This window comes from Agromyces humi (assembly GCF_009720255.1).
In the GTDB taxonomy this organism is placed as follows: domain Bacteria; phylum Actinomycetota; class Actinomycetes; order Actinomycetales; family Microbacteriaceae; genus Agromyces; species Agromyces humi.
Window position 1 is genome coordinate 1 of the sequence record NZ_WJSP02000061.1, and the last position, 14,070, is coordinate 14,070.

Annotated in this window: 8 protein-coding genes, 1 tRNA gene, 1 other RNA gene and 1 pseudogene; 7 read left to right on the forward strand and 4 right to left on the reverse strand. The window is 71.5% G+C overall.

Annotated features, from left to right (window positions below):
* Positions 1–188: 188 nt before the first annotated feature.
* Positions 189–782, reverse strand: a pseudogene (locus tag GH736_RS07865) (substrate-binding domain-containing protein); the annotation flags it as partial.
* On the opposite strand from GH736_RS07865, the gene GH736_RS07870 reads away from it, so the two are divergent.
* Both GH736_RS07870 and GH736_RS07875 read left to right on the forward strand, forming a co-directional pair.
* Entirely contained in the window at positions 723–2,420 is a 1,698-nt protein-coding gene (locus tag GH736_RS07870; RefSeq protein ID WP_407922330.1) for a helicase HerA-like domain-containing protein, read from the forward strand. The pseudogene GH736_RS07865 and the gene GH736_RS07870 sit on opposite strands and share 60 nt — an antisense overlap.
* Positions 2,417–3,142: a GNAT family N-acetyltransferase gene (locus tag GH736_RS07875; protein WP_159601889.1), complete on the forward strand. Its 726-nt coding sequence runs from the start codon at positions 2,417–2,419 to the stop codon at positions 3,140–3,142. Before GH736_RS07870 ends, GH736_RS07875 begins: the two co-directional genes overlap by 4 nt.
* Here GH736_RS07875 and GH736_RS07880 read toward each other — a convergent pair.
* The 3 genes from GH736_RS07880 to ffs form a co-directional block, all read right to left on the reverse strand.
* The gene (locus GH736_RS07880) at positions 3,132–3,740 is read right to left on the reverse strand and encodes a hypothetical protein (protein WP_159601891.1); all 609 of its coding nucleotides are present in this window, start codon (positions 3,738–3,740) and stop codon (positions 3,132–3,134) included. The genes GH736_RS07875 and GH736_RS07880 overlap by 11 nt on opposite strands.
* Before the next feature lie 171 nt (positions 3,741–3,911).
* Positions 3,912–3,999, reverse strand: a tRNA-Ser gene (locus GH736_RS07885).
* Positions 3,997–4,093: signal recognition particle sRNA small type (gene ffs, locus GH736_RS07890), an RNA gene on the reverse strand. Before ffs ends, GH736_RS07885 begins: the two co-directional genes overlap by 3 nt.
* Positions 4,094–4,222: 129 nt before the next feature.
* Here ffs and pta point away from each other — a divergent pair.
* From pta to GH736_RS07915, 5 genes are all read left to right on the forward strand, one after another.
* Positions 4,223–6,385 carry a phosphate acetyltransferase gene (gene pta / locus GH736_RS07895; protein ID WP_159601893.1) on the forward strand — a complete coding sequence of 721 codons (2,163 nt, stop codon included), beginning with the start codon at positions 4,223–4,225 and terminating at the stop codon, positions 6,383–6,385.
* Positions 6,382–7,629 carry an acetate/propionate family kinase gene (locus tag GH736_RS07900; RefSeq protein ID WP_159601895.1) on the forward strand — a complete coding sequence of 416 codons (1,248 nt, stop codon included), beginning with the start codon at positions 6,382–6,384 and terminating at the stop codon, positions 7,627–7,629. Before pta ends, GH736_RS07900 begins: the two co-directional genes overlap by 4 nt.
* 87 nt (positions 7,630–7,716) lie before the next feature.
* Positions 7,717–8,334, forward strand: a complete 618-nt coding sequence (locus GH736_RS07905; protein ID WP_159601897.1) for a helix-turn-helix domain-containing protein — start codon at positions 7,717–7,719, stop codon at positions 8,332–8,334.
* Positions 8,331–9,713: an MFS transporter gene (locus GH736_RS07910; protein ID WP_159601899.1), complete on the forward strand. Its 1,383-nt coding sequence runs from the start codon at positions 8,331–8,333 to the stop codon at positions 9,711–9,713. Before GH736_RS07905 ends, GH736_RS07910 begins: the two co-directional genes overlap by 4 nt.
* Positions 9,714–9,828: 115 nt before the next feature.
* Positions 9,829–13,980: an IPT/TIG domain-containing protein gene (locus GH736_RS07915; protein WP_159601901.1), complete on the forward strand. Its 4,152-nt coding sequence runs from the start codon at positions 9,829–9,831 to the stop codon at positions 13,978–13,980.
* Positions 13,981–14,070: the final 90 nt, after the last annotated feature.

Sequence of the window (14,070 nt, forward strand, 5' to 3'; positions counted from 1 at the left end):
CGTCGAAGCCGAACTCGTCGCGCACGGCGCCGAGCATGCGCACTAGGTCGTCTGCAGGCAGCAGTGTCGGCGTGCCGCCGCCGAAGAACACGGTCGACGCGCGGCGATCGGGCACTCCGGATGCCTCCGACCACGGTCACGCCGGGATCGAGGAGGTCGCCGAGGGGCACGTCGTCGAATCCGACGAGGGCGGTGTCGCGGTGCCGGCCGAGTTCGCGCAGGCCGCGGATGACCCCGATGGTGACGAGGTTCTGGCTGCTGAAGATCGCGGTGGGCGGGTTCGGCGAGTCGAACAGCGCGATCGTGGCGGCGCGGGCCGATTCCTCGTCGTGCAGGTTCTGGATGACGGGCAGGTCGCGCGTGGCGACGCCGGCCCGGCCGAGTTCCTCGAGGAAGCCCCGCCGGCGCTCGCGGGCCGTCTGGATGCCGGCCTTGTCGCCGAGGTAGGCGAGCCGGCGGTGCCCGTGCTCGAGGAGGTGGCGGGTGGCGAGCGCGGCACCGTCGGCGTTGTCGCTGACGACGGCGTCGGAGGTGATGCCCGCGGGTTCGCGGTCGACGAAGACGACGGGCGTGCCGCGCCGGAGCTCCGGGGCGAGGTAGGCCTGGCTGTCGGAGACGGTCGTGAGGATGAGCCCGTCGACGCGTCGGCGCAGGAATGCGGCGACCGCCTCCTGCTCGCGATCGGGGTCGTCGTCGAGGCTCGACGCGAAGACGGCGACGCCGTGCTCGAGGGCCGCGTCCTCCACGGCGCGGTGCACGGCCCCGGCGAAGGGGTTGTCCACGCTGCCGAGGTCGCCGCCATCCGCGACGGCTACGCGTTCGACGGCCCCGCCCTCGAGATGGGCGCCCTCGTGAACGGCGAGGCGATGCCCGACGTGCCCGTGCGCATCCCGCTCGCGATGACGAACCGGCACGGGCTGGTCGCGGGCGCGACCGGGACGGGCAAGACCCGCACGCTGCAGGTGCTCGCCGAGCAGCTCGCCGCCCACGGCGTGGCCGTGTTCGCCGCCGACATCAAGGGCGACCTCTCGGGGATCGCGACCCCAGGCGAGGGCAACGAGAAGCTCCTCGAGCGCACGGCCGGCATCGGCCAGGCCTGGGAGGCGGCCTCGTTCCCGGTCGAGTTCTTCTCCCTCGGCGGCATCGGCCGCGGCGTGCCGATCCGAGCGACGGTCGCCGGGTTCGGTCCGTTGCTGCTGAGCAAGGTGCTCGGCCTCAACGACACGCAGGAGTCGAGCCTCGGACTCGTGTTCCACTACGCCGAGAACGCGGGACTGGCACTGCTCGACCTCGAAGACCTCCGCGCGGTGCTGCAGTACCTCACGAGCGACGAGGGCAAGGGCGAGCTCGAGGGCCTCGGCGGACTCTCCAAGGCGACGGTCGGCGTCATCCTGCGCGAGCTGGTCGCGTTCGCCGAGGCCGGCGCCGACGCGTTCTTCGGGGAGCCCGAGATCGACACGGCCGAGTTCCTGCGCGTGGCATCGGATGGTCGCGGCATCGTCAGCCTCCTCGAGGTGCCCGGGGTCGCCGATCGCCCGGCGCTCTACTCGACCTTCCTCATGTGGCTGCTCGCCGATCTCTTCAACGACCTCCCCGAGGTGGGCGACCTCGACCAGCCCAAGCTCGTGTTCTTCTTCGACGAGGCGCACCTGCTGTTCGCCGACGCCTCCAAGGACTTCCTGCAGCAGGTCGTGCAGACCGTGCGCCTGATCCGCTCGAAGGGCGTCGGCGTGTTCTTCGTCACGCAGACGCCGAAGGACGTGCCCGCCGACGTCCTGGCCCAGCTCGGGTCGCGGGTGCAGCACCAGCTGCGGGCGTTCACCCCCGACGACGCGAAGGCGTTGCGCGCGACCGTGTCGACCTACCCGAGGTCGGGCTACGACCTCGAGGAGGTCCTCACGACGCTCGGCACCGGCGAGGCCATCGTCACCGTCATGAACGAGAAGGGGGCGCCGAGTCCGGTTGCTTGGACCCGGCTGCGGGCACCGCTGGCCCTCATGTCCCCGTCGCCGGATGCCGCGATCGATACGGCTGTCGCCGCGTCGCCCCTGCAGGCCAAGTACGGCACCGCGATCGACCGGGAGTCCGCACACGAGCTGCTCACCGCGAAGATGAACGCCGCGGCGGCCGCCGCCCAGGCCGCAGAGGATGCCGCGGCCAGGGCGAAGGCCGACGCCGAGTTCGCCAAGCAGCAGGCCGCCATCGAGAAGCAGCGCGACAGGGAGCAGAAGGCGGCGCAGGCCGAGTACGACCGGCTCATGAAGCGCACCTCCGGCACCTCCCGCTCGCGATCGACGACCACCCGCTCCCGTTCCTCCGGCGGCGACTCGGTGCTCGAGCAGGTGCTCGGCTCCAAGGCGACCCGCGACGTGCTCACGACCGTCGTCGAGGGCATCTTCGGCACGAGGCGGCGCCGGTGAGCGGCGAGCGAGCGGATGCCGCGACGAACGCGTCCTCGGATGACGCCGCTCCGCGGCATCCGTTCATCCGTCCCTACCGCCCGGGCGACCGCGACGCCGTGTACGAGATCTGCCTGCGCACGGCAGCCGGAGGCGGGGACGCGACCGGGGTGTACTCCGACGACTCGCTGATGCCCGAGGTGTTCGCGCTGCCCTACGTCGCCTACGACCCCGACCTCGCGTTCGTGGTCGACGACGGGCACGACGGCCGCGCACTCGGCTACGTCATCGGCGTCGCCGACACCCGCGCCTTCGTCGAGTGGTGGAAGCGCGAGTGGACGCCCGGCTTCCGGGAGCGGCATCCGTCACCCGGTCCGCCCACCGGTCGCAACCCGGGCTTCACCGAGGCGCAGCTCATCGAGGCCGGCACGGACCCCGACCGCATGCTCATCGCCGAGGTCGACGCGTATCCGGCGCACCTGCACATCGACCTGCTGCCCGAGCTGCAGGGACAGGGCCTCGGCCGCCGCCTGATCGACACGCTGCGCGACGCGCTCGCGGCTCGGGGCGTTCCGGCCGTGCACCTCGGCATGGACGCCGCGAACACGGCGGCGCGCGCGTTCTACGACCGGCTCGGATTCCACGAGCTGCCGTCGAGCCGTCCTGACGCGCCGCTGCTCGGCATTGCGACCGACCGCAGCACGACCGGCGACCGCCCGGCGGGCGACGAGCTCAGCGCGTGAGCGAGCGCCGTTCGAACCAGTAGAGGAGGTTCGGGTCGGTCTCGCGCAGCTCGGCGAGCGTGACCGGCTCAGTCCGCACCGACTCCTCGGCGCCGAGGATCTCGGAGACCTGGTCCATCGTGGCCGTGTTCCAGAACCTGCCGCGCATGCGGAAGACGCCGCGTCCGTTCCGGCTGACGACGAAGAGCTCGTGCGTGGTGTCGAGGCTGTTGGGACGGTACAGCTCCACGCGCAGGATGCCGGCGATATCGCGTGCGGCGACCGTGTAGGTTCCGCCGAAGAAGCCGCGCTCGACGATGCCGTATTCGCTGACCGAGGCCTGCGTGCGCTGGTAGGCGAGCCACGCGATCGTGATCAGGGCGGCCGTCACGAGGCCGGTCCAGGCGACGATCGGCCATGTACCGCTCGGATCGAGGAGCCACAGCTCCGCTGCCAGCACGGGCAGCGCGAGCGCGGCGATCGGAAGCCCGATGCTCCTGGTGAGGGTGCGACGCGGCCTCAGGGTGAATACCCTGAGGCCGTCGCCCCTTACTGCCGTCGGCCCGATGGAGGAGCCCCCTGCGTCCCCACTCCTTGTGTCCATCGCCGCCGTTGACATCTCTCACATCATGTTCTTCAGGGCGCTCCGCCGCTATTCCGCATTAATGAGGACACGGCCGTCCGGAAACGACGAACGGCCCGATCTGCGAGGAGATCGGGCCGTTCGGGTTTGAGCGGAGGATGGGGGATTCGAACCCCGGATGAGCGTTGCGCGTCACCCGGGGTTCTCTGGCGGAGGATGGGGGATTCGAACCCCCGAGGGCTTTCACCCAACACGCTTTCCAAGCGTGCGCCATAGGCCACTAGGCGAATCCTCCTGAGACTCCTCACGCACCCGCCAGAGCCCGGTTACCCTTGCTGCGTTTCCGCCCTGGGGGAGTTGGCCTGGATGGCGCCACGTGAGGAGCCGGAGACAGTCTACCCGAGCCGGACCCGCGGAGTTGACCGCGGGCCGCGCCGGCCGCGGGCCACGAGCGCCGGCACGCGGCATCCGGCGCATTCCCAGTCGTGCCGCGAGGCCCGCCCAATAGGCTGGGGCCCGTGGCGCACCGCATCTACATCTGCTCCGCCGAGGGCAACACCGGCAAGTCCACGGTGGCCCTCGGCACGCTCGACACCCTGACCCGGCGCGCGACGCGCGTGGGCGTGTTCCGCCCGATCTCGCGGTCGACCGAGGAGCGCGACTACGTGCTCGACCTGCTGCTCGCGCACGAGGGCGTGGTGCCGCTCGAGTACGAGGACGCGATCGGCGTGTCGTACGACGACGTGCACGCCGACCCCGACGCGGCGCTCGCGACGATCGTGCAGCGCTTCAAGGCCGTCGAGGATCGCTGCGACGCGGTCGTCGTGCTCGGTTCCGACTTCACGGATGTCGGCAGCCCGACGGAGCTCGCCTACAACGCCCGCATCGCGGCGAACCTCGGCGCCCCCGTGCTGCTCGTGCTCGGCGGACGGGTCGGCGAGGGACGTGCGCGCTCCGAGCGGCTCGGGCATGCTGACGCGCGCACGCCAGAGGAGCTCGCCCAGCTCACCGAGCTCGCGATCGAGGAGCTCGGGCGCGAGCACGCCACCCTCCTCGGCGTCGTCGTGAACCGTGCCGATCCCGAGCAGCTCGGCGTCATCGTGCAGCGCGTGGCCGCGGCGGCCCGGTGGGAGGTCGATGCGGTCTCGGGTGTCGAGACGATGTCCGCGGCATCCGTCGCCGTGTGGGCCATCCCCGAGGACCCGTTCCTCGTCGCCCCGTCGATGCGCAGCATCATGGTCGCCGTCGACGGCGAGCTGTACGCCGGCGACCCCGACCTGCTCGACCGCGAGGCGCTCGGCGTCGTCGTCGCCGCGATGTCGATGGAGAACGTGCTCACCCGGCTGATCGAGGGGTCGGTCGTCGTCGTGCCCGGCGACCGCAGTGAGGTGCTGCTCGGCGTGCTCACGGCGCACACCTCGGCCACGTTCCCGTCGATCTCGGGCATCGTGCTGAACGGCGGCTTCCCGCTGTCCGATGCGGTCGAACGGCTCGTCGACGGGCTCAAGGCGGGGCTGCCGATCATCCGCACGCAGCTCGGCACCTACGACACGGCACTCGCGATCACGCAGACGCGCGGACGCCTGGCTGCGGAGTCGCAGCGCAAGCGCGACACGGCGCTGTCGCTCTTCGAGAAGCACGTCGACGGCCACGCGCTGCTCGACCTGCTCGACGTCGCGCGGCCCGAGGTCGTCACGCCGCTCATGTTCGAGTACGGCCTGCTCGAGCGCGCGCGGCGCGAGCGCAAGCACATCGTGCTGCCCGAGGGCTACGACGACCGGATCCTCCGTGCCGCCGCGACGCTGCTCGCCCGCGACGTCGCCGACCTCACGATCCTCGGCGAGGAGATCGAGATCCGCGCGCGCGCGATCGGGCTCGGCCTCGACATCTCCCGCGCCACGGTGCTCTCGAACCACGACCACGTGCTCGTCTACCGGTTCGCCGATGAATACCAGCGTCGCCGCGCGCACAAGGGCGTCACGCTCGAGCAGGCTCGCGAGATCGTGCAGGACGTGTCGTACTTCGGCACCATGATGGTCGCGCTGGGGCTCGCCGACGGCATGGTGTCGGGCGCAGTGCACACGACCGCGCACACCATCCGACCGGCCTTCGAGATCATCAAGACGAGGCCCGGCGTCGACGTGGTGTCGAGCGTGTTCCTCATGGCGCTCGCCGACCGGGTGCTCGTCTACGGCGACTGCGCGATCGTGCCGATGCCGACCGCCGAGCAGCTCGCCGACATCGCCATCTCGTCGGCCGCGACGGCGAAACAGTTCGGCATCGAGCCGCTCGTCGCCATGCTGTCGTACTCCACGGGCGAGTCGGGTACCGGGGTCGACGTCGACAAGGTACGTCGCGCGACCGAGCTCGTGCGCGAGCGCGCGCCAGAGCTCGCGGTCGAGGGACCGATCCAGTACGACGCCGCAGCCGACGCCGCGGTGGCCCGCACGAAACTGCCCGAGTCGACGGTCGCGGGCCGGGCGACGGTGTTCATCTTCCCCGACCTCAACACGGGCAACAACACCTACAAGGCCGTGCAGCGCTCGTCGGGCGCGGTCGCCATCGGCCCGGTGCTGCAGGGCCTCAACAAGCCCATCAACGACCTCTCCCGGGGCGCCCTGGTGCAGGACATCGTGAACACCGTGGCCATCACGGCGATCCAGGCGGCGGATGCCTCGTGAGCATCGTCCTCGTCGTGAACTCGGGCTCGTCGTCGATGAAGTACCAGCTGATCGACGTCGAGGCGGCCGAGCCGCTGGCGAGCGGGCTCATCGAGCGGATCGGGCAGGCCGACGGCCGGGCGACGCACACGGTGCGGCATCCGTCGACCGCGTCGTCGGGTGGAGCAGATGCCGTGAGCGGGCCGGATGCCCCTGACGAGACGTTCCGCGACGACGTCGCGGTGCCCGACCACGACGCCGCCTTCGCGTGGATGCTCGAGGCGTTCGCCGTGCACGGCCCCTCGCTGGAGGAGCACCCGCCCATCGCCGTGGGCCACCGGGTCGTGCAGGGCGGAGCCCGGTTCTTCGAGCCGACGGTGATCACCGAGCTCGTGAAGATCAACATCGACGAGCTGTCGGTGCTCGCACCACTGCACAACCCGGCGAACCTCGCGGGCATCGTCGCGGCCGAGAAGGCGTTCCCCGACGTGCCGCACGTCGCCGTCTTCGACACGGCGTTCCACCAGACGATGCCGCCGGCGGCCTACACCTACGCCATCGACCGCGAGGTGGCGGCGAAGCACCGCATCCGCCGCTACGGGTTCCACGGCACCTCGCACCGGTTCGTGTCCCGGGCGGCCGCCGAGTTCCTCGGGCGTCCGGTCGAGGACCTGCGCCTCATCGTGCTGCACCTCGGCAACGGCGCGTCGGCCTGCGCCGTGTCGGGCGGGCGTTCGGTGGAGACGAGCATGGGCATGACGCCGCTCGAGGGACTCGTCATGGGCACGCGGTCGGGCGACCTCGATCCGGCGATCCTGCTGCATCTCGAGCGCCGGGCCGGGCTCGATGCCGACGGCCTCGACGACCTGCTCAACAAGCGCAGCGGCATCCTCGGGCTCGGCGGGCACGGCGACATGCGCGACCTCGTGTCGGCCGCAGAAGCGGGCGATGAGGCGGCGACCCTCGCGCTCGAGGTGTACACGCACCGGATCCGCTCGTACGTGGGGGCCTACGCCGCCCAGCTCGGCCGGGTCGACGCGATCGCCTTCACCGCGGGCGTCGGCGAGAACGCGCCGATCGTGCGTGAGTGGTCGCTCGCGGGCCTGGAGGGGTTCGGCGTCGAGCTCGACCCCGATCGCAACCGTGAGCGGGGGAGCGGCGCTCGGCGCATCTCGACGGATGCCTCGCGCACGGCCGTGCTCGTCGTGCCGACCGACGAGGAACTCGAGATCGCCCGGCAGACGCTCGCGGTCGTCACCGCCTGATCCGAGGCCGTCCCGTACCGGGGATTTCGCACGAACCATTGCGCAAGAAGTATTGTGCAATGAGTCTTGCGGAGTTAGCATCGACACATGACCGATTCCGAGCACGCATCGAACTCCGCAGGGCGGGGGGAGCACCGAGACCGGGTGATCCAGGTCCACGATCCGGGCCCCATGCGTGCGCTCGCCCACCCCCTGCGGTTGCGCATCCTGGGGCTCCTGCGCGTGGAGGGACCGCAGTCGGTGGGCGCGCTCGCACAGGCCACCGGCGCGGCATCCGGGTCGGTGAGCTACCACCTCGCGACGCTGGCGAAGCACGGGTTCGTCGTCCCCGCACCCGAACTCGAACGAGACGGCCGCGAGCGCTGGTGGAAGGCCGCGCACGAGATGACGACCTCGCAGTCGGCCGACTTCCTCGACGACCCGGATCGGCGCGAGGCCGACGAGGCGATGCGGCGGGCGGTGCTCGATCTCTATCACCGCGAACTCCTGCAGGCGCTCGACGCCGAACTCGCCCTCGAGCCCGAGTGGGTGGCGGCCTCCGACTCGAGCGACGGAGGAGCACAGCTCACGCTCGACGAGTTCCGCGAGCTCAACGCCGACCTCGAGGCGGTGCGCGAGAAGTGGTGGGCGCGTGGCCGCGAGCCCCGCGAGGGCACCCGGGCGGTGCGGTGGATCACGCACACCTTCCCGAGGACGCTGTCATGAGCGGGGCACGTCGGCGCGTGCCGCTGCTCGCGCTCTACACGGCCCAGTTCTTCTCGCTCGGCGGCAACGCCATCGCGCTCGTCGCCATCCCGATCATCGCCCTGACCCAGACCGGGTCGCCGCTCGCCGCGGGCGTGGCCGGCGTGTTCGCCACGGTCCCGCTCATCATCGGCGGCACCTTCGGCGGCGTGCTCGTCGACCGCTTCGGCTACCGCGTCTCGAGCATCGTCGCGGATCTCGCGAGCGCGCTCGCCATCATCGCGATCCCGTTGCTCAGCGCCACGGTCGGCCTCTCGTTCGGGGCGCTGCTCGCGCTGGTGTTCCTCGGTGGCCTCCTCGACCCGCCGGGCGACACCGCGAAGACCTCCCTCGTGCCCGACCTCGCGAAGCTGGCACGGATGCCGCTCGCCCGCGCCGCGGGAGCGCAATCGGCAGTGCAGCGCACCTCGACCATGGTCGGCGCGGGCGTCGCGGGCGCCATGGTCGCGCTGTTCGGACCGGTTCCGGCGCTCATCGTGGATGCGGCGGGGTTCGTCGTCTCGGCGGTCCTCGTCGCCTGCTTCGTCCCGCGCGCCGTGGCTGCGGCAGCGGCGGCCGATGCAGCCGAATCGGGCGACGACGAGCACGCGAAGGGCGGCTTCGTCGCGGGCATCCGGTTCATCGCGAGGCATCCTCTGCTGCGTGCCATCGTGCTCCTCGTGACGCTCACCAACGCGATCGACGCCGCCGGCATGACGGTGCTGAAGCCGGTGTACGCGACGCAGGTGCTGCACGACCCGGCCGTGCTCGGCTTCATGGTCGGATGCTTCGCGGCCGGCGCGCTCACCGGCTCCGCGCTCTTCGGCGTGTTCGGGCACCGGTACTCGGGGCGGCTGATGTTCGCCACATGCTTCGTGCTCGCGGGTACTCCGCCCTACCTGGCGATGGCGCTCGGCGCGCCGCTGCCCGTGCTCCTTCCGGTGCTCGCCCTGTCGGGCCTCGCCGCCGGCGCCCTCAACCCGATGATGGCCACGGCCATGTACGGCGAGGTGCCTGACGGCATGCGCGCCCGCGTGTTCGGCGCCACCACCGCGGGCGTCGCGGCATCGATGCCGCTCGGCGCGCTGCTGGGGGGTTTGGCGGTGGAGCAGCTCGGGCTCGTGCCGACCCTGGCGACCTGCGCGGCGCTCTACCTCGTGCTCGGTGGCAGTCCGCTGTTCATCCGTGGATTCGCGGGGCTCAGCGCCGCCCGCGACCACGGAGCGGGCGAGGCCGACGGCCACGGAACGGGCGAGGCCGAGCGGCACGGAACGGACGAGGCCGACGTCGAAGCGGGAGGGACGGCGTCCGCGACGACGCCGACCAGGGTCGCGGATGTTCCCGAAGTTTCCTCGAGGTAATCTTCAGGCTTCTTTCGGGAAACCCTTGTCCCGAGACTCAGCTTGCCCCTAGGTTGACACCCGGGGGTAGGGCTCGAGGACGAGCCCACCGATTCGTCGTCATGGGGGTTGACCGATGGAGCAGCACACGCGTGCCTGGGCACGAGTCGAACGGGATCGCAGGAACCGCGGCAAGCGCTTCCGGTTCCGCACCACGGCCTTCCTGAGCGTCGTCGCAGTGCTGGCCGCGGGCGGCGCGCTGACCGCCACGGCCGTCCCCGGAGACACCTCGCACGCCGAGGGACGCTTCCTCTCGGGGTCGCTGTTCGACCTCATGAACCTCGACGCCGTCGTCGGCATCGAGGGTGAGACCGCGACGAGCGACGGCGTCACGGCCGAGACGAACTCGCAGAACCTCGACCTCGGCGTGCTCGGCCTGCTGAGCGTCGACATCGGCGGCGGCATCCAGCTGCCGGTGGACTTCGTCGACGCGGGTGTGGTCGGCCAGTACGCGAGCGCAGCGACGGACGGATCGTCGCTCGGCGCCTCGGGCCTCATCTCCGACACCGGAGCGATCGGCACCGGCATCACTCCGGCGCCCGGCGTGGCGCCCGGTCCGCTGGGCTTCGACCTCGCCGACCTGCTGGGTGCCGAGTTCGCAGGCACCATCACCGACCTCGACCTCGAAGTCGGCGCGGTCAGCGCCCAGGCAGAAGTGACGGCCGGTGGCACGCCCGTCGGCGACTACGAGATCGCCTCCGCGGTCGTGCAGGTCGACAGCCCGGTGATTGCGGGCATCACGACGACGGTGAACGGGGCGGTCGGCACGCTCGACACTGCCGTCGACGCGCTTGAAGGCGAGCTGGTGCAGGGGGTCCTCTCCGCCGTCGACAGCGTGCTCGCGGTCGGCGGTCTCGGCGATGCCAGCGCCACAATCTCGGTCGACCTGCCCGCCGCGGTCGCGCCTATCCTCGCGACGCCGCTCGACTCGGGCGGGGGAGTGGTGATCGACCTGGCGGCCGGCACCATCACGCTCGACCTCGACCAGCTCGTCGGCGGCCTGAACGGGCTGCCGCCTAGCACGGAGCTGCTCTCCGCGGCCGTCTTGACCGAGGTCACGAGCCAGGTCGCCGACCTCATCGACGGTCTGGTCGACGACCTGAGCGATGCGGTCACCGCGGCGCTCGACGCCGCCACCGTGTCGATCGACGTCGATGTCAACGCCGTCGGGCTCATCCCGCTCGTGAACGTGACCGTCGACGGCACGCTCGCCACGATCGCCGACGGCAGCGCCACCGTCGACATCACCGCGCTCGGAGTCCTCCCGATCACGGGCGTCACCGATGCGCTCATCCTCGACGCGCTCGGACCGATCGTCGACACGCTCCTCGACCCCGACACCGGTGCCCTCGGCACCTTCCTCACGACCCTCACCGACGACGTGCTGAACCCGGTGATCGACTCGCTGAACCCGGCCATCCTGCTGCTGGACACTGTCGTCTCGCTGCTGGCGAACGTGCAGGAACCCGAGCCGCCCGTCGCGGGCGCCGTCTTCCAGGAGACCGCGCTGCGGCTCAGCCTCCTGCCCAGCACGATCGTGCCCGAGCTGCTCGAACTGAACCTGGCGCAGGCCCTCGTCGGGCCGAACCTCGTGGCCCCCGTGCTCATCTCGCTGACACCCGACGAGGGTCCGGCGGCCGGTGGCACGCTCGTCTCCATCGACGGCACCGCGCTCGCCGGCACGACCGCGGTGACGATCGACGGCGTCTCCGTGCCCTTCACCCAGGTGAGCGACACCGAGGTCACGTTCGTCACGCCGCCGCACGCGGCCGGCCCGGTGAACGTGACGGTCACGACCGCGGCGGGCCAATCGGGCCCGCTGCCGTTCACGTTCGTCCCCGCTCCCGACCTGACCGCGCTGACGCCCGACGAGGGACCGGTGGCCGGTGGCACGCCGGTGACGATCACCGGCACGGACCTCGCCGGTGCGACCGCGGTGACGATCGACGGGGCATCCGTGCCGTTCACGCAGGTGAGCCCCACGGAGATCACGTTCACGACGCCGCCGCACGTGGCCGGCCCGGTCGACGTGGTGGTCACGACGCCGGGCGGTGCCAGCGACGCGCTGCCGTTCACGTACGTGCCGGCTCCTGCGCTGACGGCGCTGACGCCCGATGAGGGTCCGGTCGCCGGCGGCACGCCGGTGACGATCACCGGCACGGACCTGGCCGGTGCGACCGAGGTGACCATCGATGGGGCATCCGTGCCGTTCACGCAGGTGAGCGACACCGAGATCACGTTCACGACCCCGCCGCACGCCGCGGGTCCGGTCGACGTGATCGTGGCCACGCCAGGCGGGGACAGCAACGCGCTGCCGTTCACGTACGTGCCGGCTCCGAGCCTGATCGCGCTGACGCCCGATGAGGGCCCGGCCGCCGGTGGCACGCTCGTGTCGATCACGGGGACGGACCTCGGCGGTGCGACCGCCGTGACGATCGACGGGACATCCGTGCCGTTCACGCAGGTCAGTGCGACCGAGGTCACCTTCGTGACGCCGCCGCACCTGCCCGGACCCGTCGATGTGACCGTCACGACGCCGGGTGGTGTCAGCGGCCCGCTCGCCTTCACCTACCTGCCGGGGCCGGTCATCCTCTCGCTCACGCCGGATGTCGGACCGGTCGCCGGTGGCACGGACGTCACGATCACCGGGAGCGGCCTCACGGGCGCCACCGGCGTGACGATCGACGGCGTCCCCGTCGCGTTCACGCCCGTCAGCGACACGGAGATCACGTTCGTCACCCCGCCGCACGCCGCCGGCCCGGTCGACGTGATCGTGGAGACGCCCGGCGGCGACACCAACCCGCTGACGTTCACCTACCTCGACGTGCCGGCGTTGACGACGCTGACGCCCGATGAGGGACCGACCGTCGGCGGCACGATCGTGACGATCAGCGGCACCGCGCTCGCCGAGGCGACGGAGGTGACGATCGACGGCGTCTCGGTGCCGTTCACCCAGGTGAGCGACACGGAGATCGCGTTCGTCACGCCGCCGCACGCGGCCGGTCCGGTCGACGTCATCGTCACCACGCCCGGCGGCGAGAGCAATCCGTTGCCGTTCACGTACGTGCCGGCCCCCGTGCTGACGGCGCTGACGCCCGATGAGGGCCCGGTCGCCGGCGGCACGCCGGTGACGATCACCGGCACGAACCTGGCCGGTGCGACCGAGGTGACCATCGACGGGGCATCCGTGCCGTTCACGCAGGTGAGCCCCACGGAGATCACGTTCACCACGCCGCCGCACGCGGCCGGACCGGTCGACGTGATCGTGGAGACCCCCGGCGGACCGAGCAACGCACTGCCGTTCACGTACGTGCCGGCTCCTGCGCTGACAGCGTTGACGCCCGATGAGGGCCCGGTCGCCGGCGGCACGCCGGTGACGATCACCGGCACGAACCTGGCCGGTGCGACCGAGGTGACCATCGACGGGACATCCGTGCCGTTCATCCAGGTGAGCGACACCGAGATCACGTTCACGACCCCGCCGCACGCCGCCGGGCCGGTCGACGTGATCGTCACCACGCCAGGCGGGGACAGCAACGCGCTGCCGTTCACGTACGTGCCGGCACCGGCGTTGACCGCACTCGCGCCGGAGGAGGGCCCGGAGACCGGCGGCACCGAGGTCACCATCACGGGCACCGACCTCGGCGGCGCGACGAGCGTCACGGTCGACGGCGAGGAGGTGGACTTCACCGTGGTGGATGACACGACCATCACGATCGTGACGCCGCCGCACGCTGCCGGTCCGGTCGACGTGGTCGTCACGACCCCCGGTGGAGCCTCGCCGCCGCTCGAGTTCGAGTACACGCCCGTCACCACGATCGACGGGATCGAACCCGGCAGCGGGCCGGAGGCGGGTGGCACCCAGGTGACGATCACCGGGCACTGCTTCGCCGGTGCGACCGCCGTGCTGTTCGGGGACGTTCCCGCGACGAGCTTCGAGGTCGTCGACGACACCTCGATCATCGCCGTCGCCCCGGCCGGTGTCGGCACCGTCGACGTCACGGTCGTGGGGTCCGAGGAGTGCGGTGGCGCGACTGCCGAGGACGCATTCGCGTACACGCCCGCCGCCGGCGCACCGCCCGCTGCCGCACCCGGCAGTCAGGCTGGAACCTCGTCGGGCATCGCCTCGACCGGATTCGACCCGACGCCGTGGCTCGGGGGCGCACTCGTCGTGCTCCTCGCCGGGGCACTCATGCTGCTCAGTCGCCGTCGGGGGGCGCGCGGCTGAGCATGGCGGCTCCCGTCCGCGCCGGCAGGGGACGCCGGCGGACGGGAGCCGCCCTTCCCGTGCGAGAGCAACGTGGGCCGGCGCCGGCGG